We start from the raw sequence: 3,998 nt of genomic DNA on the forward strand, positions 1-3,998 counted from the left end.
GAGCGTTGCTTGTCCGGCAAGACTGGATGAGTACGGGGAGCTTGTCAGCATCCTTGCGATGTATCGGGCCGTGAAACTAAAGCTGAGATTCTTTCTAGATTCTCGGAATTGCGGTGGAGCTCAGATACAAGCCCACACCATAGAGGTACTCCGCTTGGTGATGGGTAGTTGACCAATCATTAGTGTAATTGATTTAACGAAATTAACCGATATTTGTGACTTCTGTATCGTGCATCAAGGGAATTAGCAATCAACATTCTCCTGAGACTTCTCCAATACTTCTTGTTGTTCTGGCATTTTCTCTGCTGTTTACAGGCTTTTTAAGAAAAGTATTTTACAATAAGTCGGGACTGTTTTTAATCACCAACTGTATAATCATAGTTAGTTTATTTAAGATTTTGTATTTCAATACGGTTCACTTAAGATTGTCCGAAAATAGGAACGAAGCAAACAAGAATATTTATTGTTCATAATCTTTTACCGCCTGCATCGTCCTAAATAAACCGTATTGCTCTATAATCAACACTACTGCTGCGATCGTGATATCTACTAACTGTAGCACTCTTTTATGAAAGTGGTATAATAGTTTTGCGATCGCTAGCGCGTGCAGTATCAAATACCAAGTCCGATTTTTTTTTGAGGGCGTTGCTAAACTTGAATATGAATTCAGATTGTTCGCTAAGCTGTTGCTCATATAGATTGTGTATGGCGATTGAGGGTCCGATGGGGATCAGGGGAGAGGGGGAGAGAATTTGACGTTTTTTGATTGTCATCAAAATATACAATGTTTATTTGCACAACAGCTTATCAACCGAAGAGGATTTGCCGGCTTCATAGTCATAAACCATAAACCTAGTTAAATCATAAATTTCTAGTTGAGAATAGTCAATATTTCACAATAACCCGGTTTCTTTATTGTGAGTAAATCCTGCCTAAGAAAGCCGATTTGACTCAGTTTGATTGGCCAGCAATTGGGATGTTAATTCCCGTCTTGCCTTCAGCCACCGTCTCCGTTTCCAATTCACCAAACCAGTGATTAATAAAAACACTGGGTACTAAGCCGATGAATACATAGAGACTGCGACTGTAAATTCCGCCAAAAATACCGAAATGAATAGTGCCGATCGCGATCGTAAACTTTAACATAGGTGGCGGTTCTACAACGCGATTGACTGTCAACACTTCCCCACTATATCGGTTCAGTTCTACATTACTCAGAGCAAATCGAATCGACTCGTGAGGAAGTTGCTTGCTAACTGTAATTTTTTCTGGTTCATGTTCGTCAAAAACTACATAAGTCGTTTTTCCATCCGGCATGGCTGCATCAGCTTTGCGTAACAGTTGACTTAAAGCTATGGGTTGTTTTGCAGGGGGCAAAACTTTGGCAAATTGCGGAGGTTGATTGAATGAAAATTGCAGAACTAAAAATGACAATATCGCACCTGTAACAGCCAGAATTAGTAAAAATGTACTTGATAAAATGCCTCCGACTTGATGGATATCGTATCTTAATAATGGTAGCGGTGCAGTCGTGCGAACTGTAAAGCCTGTTTTCAATAAATTTGAGTAACACCTCAAAAAAAGCTTTTGAAGAAACGATCGCAGTTACCGGCCGCGCGATCGCCGATTTCAAGATTTCAGGGTTGCAATGAGTGCAACAAGTAGAATGGCTCAACCTTTGAAGGATTTTTGAGAAATCTCCCGTAAAACAGTTCGACAGCTTTAGACTTCCTGCGCTACAGGTGCCAGCACCATCCTCATCAATTAGCTTTTACCTTTCTGCAAGACGGAGAAACAGAAAGGTATATTTTATTGAAAAAACACGGTTTCTAAGCACCACTGCGTCAATCCTACGATCTTTAGTACATCTGCATCGGGAAATTGCAGTTTAAGGGTATGAGAAAATTCTCAAGTAGGAATTATACTAACTTTTTACTTGATGGTAGCAATCCCTAACTTAGCTCCCTTAATTCGGCGCAATCGATCCATAACTTCCACAACATTTCCGTGATTGACACCTTTATCCGCGTTCAAAATAATTAAAGAAGTCTGATTAGAACCCATCACCTCGCGCACCGCACCCTCAATCTGGTCTAAGTTGACTGGCTTTTTATCAACCATTAATTTTCCCGATTCATCAATGGTGATGGTAATTTTAGAAGGTGCTTCCTGACTTTGAGAGGTTGTCGCTTTTGGTAAATTTACCGGCAAACCCTCAGATTTGGATAAAGACAGAGAAGAAATGATTAAAAACGTCAATATAGCGAATACCACATCAATCATTGGCACGATATTGATCTGAGCAATGTTATCGGGTTCATCGGGTAGACGCATAGTTAGATTCTCTCGGTAGTTTTTCGTAGCGGTGACGGTACAATAATTCTAGCTGCCCTCCAGCTTCCTGAATAAAAGCAATTTGTTGTAAGTAAAACCCGCGAAACATATTGGCAAATAACAGCGTAAAAATTGCCACCACTAACCCCGTTGCCGTAGATACCAGAGCTTCGCTAATCCCACCGGTAACGCCTGCTGCATTGCTGCTGCCGGCTTCTCCCAGTTTGAGCGAGCCAAAAGTAGTAATTAATCCCAAAACAGTGCCGAGCAACCCAAATAGTGGGGAAAGGCTGATAATGGTATCAAATATTGTATTAAATCGCTTCAGAATAGGGATTTCTGCCTGAGCGCCACTTTCTAGGGCTAAACGAAATTCTTCGATGTTGGGCGAGTCTAATTCTAAAGCTTCTAAAAAAATCCGAGCCAAAGGCAAATCGGCGTTTACTTGTAATTTTTTGATGGCGGAATTGGGGTTTTCGCGGTAGAGATTTAGAACTTCTCGCACGACTCGCCGCTGCCGCCGATTTACCCGAAACCAAAAGGCAAGACGCTCTATAATCAACGCTACTGCTGCGATTGACGAGGCAAACAGGGGCCAAGCAACAATGCCTGCAGCGCGAAAAATGTAAATCAAAGTATCCATTAGAAAGTATCCATTAGTTTGTACTCTCGCGAGATCCGTCGATCGCAGGGGGCCTAATGCTGCAACCCCCTGCGACAGAAGGCTGGTAGATGTTTCTGTGTCAAGTTGGCACAAGTGATTCAGACGGAGAATTGTTTCACTCCTTGGCGCGATCGCACAAATGCACTACCTGTATGTGAGTATCTTTGCCTGTAGTCTAAATGCTCCTACTGTTATCCCTATCGATTTATATGTCAGTGCTTTCTTGCTAAAATTTGCATTAGGAGTTGACACTAGCAGTCAATACTTAAAAAGATTCTCAACTAGAATTTCACGATTATTCGGGAATGTCAAGCGATCGTACCGGAGACAATATACAGATTAATTATATTACAAGTGTATATTTATAAATAATAGTTATAAATTAAAGGGCTTGAGAATACTGATTTTTTTTGGTAGAGTATGGTTTAGAGTATTGCAGTTAAAGAATTTGGGAATTTTATCTGCCCGAATTCGACCGCAGACAGCGCCCGCGTGAGTAACACAGACAGCAAAACAGAATGCTAGGTGATAGGATAAACTCGCTATATAAAAAATAAATAAATGAGAATAATTACAATCTAACTAATGAAGGAGATTCATCAGAAATGAGTTTTTCAAACGTTTCGGCGACGCAAAGACAACAAGAAGAAGAGGCTCTCAAAAAAATTCTGGCGATCGGCCTGCTAGCCTCAACCATACTGCACGCTGTTGTACTGCCCTTGAGCCTCAAATTGGTCAAACCGGCTGAGTTTGCAGACGATGCCATTGAAATTGTCATGCTGGATGAACCGAAAGTAGAGGAAATCAAGCCAGAGCCAGCTATTCCAGAAAAGGTATCTCCCCCGCCGGAGACATTCAAACCAGAACCGCCACCAGAGCCAACTCCCCCAGAAGAGCCACCCGTAGCAGTCACGCCACCGCCGATTCCAGAGGAAGCCCCGGTAGCAGTCACGCCACCGCCAATTCCAGAGGAAGCCCCGGTAGCAGTCACGCCACCGCC

4 protein-coding genes and 1 pseudogene are annotated in these 3,998 nt (G+C 42.1%); 1 reads left to right on the forward strand and 4 read right to left on the reverse strand.

Features of this window, described 5'->3' with window-relative positions; genetic code table 11:
• Positions 1-460: 460 nt before the first annotated feature.
• From QUA97_RS27435 to QUA97_RS27450, 4 genes are all read right to left on the reverse strand, one after another.
• Positions 461-694: a hypothetical protein gene (locus QUA97_RS27435; protein WP_194009145.1), complete on the reverse strand. Its 234-nt coding sequence runs from the start codon at positions 692-694 to the stop codon at positions 461-463.
• 257 nt (positions 695-951) lie between these two features.
• Positions 952-1,557, reverse strand: coding sequence for a PepSY-associated TM helix domain-containing protein (locus QUA97_RS27440; RefSeq protein ID WP_228050400.1), 606 nt, complete (start codon positions 1,555-1,557; stop codon positions 952-954).
• Between the two features lie 375 nt (positions 1,558-1,932).
• A complete protein-coding gene (locus QUA97_RS27445; RefSeq protein WP_194071171.1) occupies positions 1,933-2,334 on the reverse strand; it encodes an ExbD/TolR family protein in 402 nt (133 codons plus the stop codon).
• Positions 2,318-2,977, reverse strand: a complete 660-nt coding sequence (locus QUA97_RS27450; RefSeq protein ID WP_194071172.1) for a MotA/TolQ/ExbB proton channel family protein — start codon at positions 2,975-2,977, stop codon at positions 2,318-2,320. The genes QUA97_RS27445 and QUA97_RS27450 overlap by 17 nt, the downstream gene beginning before the upstream one ends.
• A 626-nt stretch (positions 2,978-3,603) precedes the next feature.
• Here QUA97_RS27450 and QUA97_RS27455 point away from each other — a divergent pair.
• Positions 3,604-3,998, forward strand: a pseudogene (locus tag QUA97_RS27455) (hypothetical protein); the annotation flags it as partial.

Source organism: Microcoleus sp. CZ3-B2, assembly GCF_036705055.1.
Classification (GTDB): Bacteria; Cyanobacteriota; Cyanobacteriia; order Cyanobacteriales; family Microcoleaceae; genus Microcoleus.

Coding starts and splice junctions, on each gene's coding strand:
- QUA97_RS27450 (WP_194071172.1), bottom strand. CDS start 2,977: ATGGATACTTTGATTTACATTTTTCGCGCTGCAGGCATTGTTGCTTGG.
- QUA97_RS27435 (WP_194009145.1), bottom strand. CDS start 694: ATGAGCAACAGCTTAGCGAACAATCTGAATTCATATTCAAGTTTAGCA.
- QUA97_RS27445 (WP_194071171.1), bottom strand. CDS start 2,334: ATGCGTCTACCCGATGAACCCGATAACATTGCTCAGATCAATATCGTG.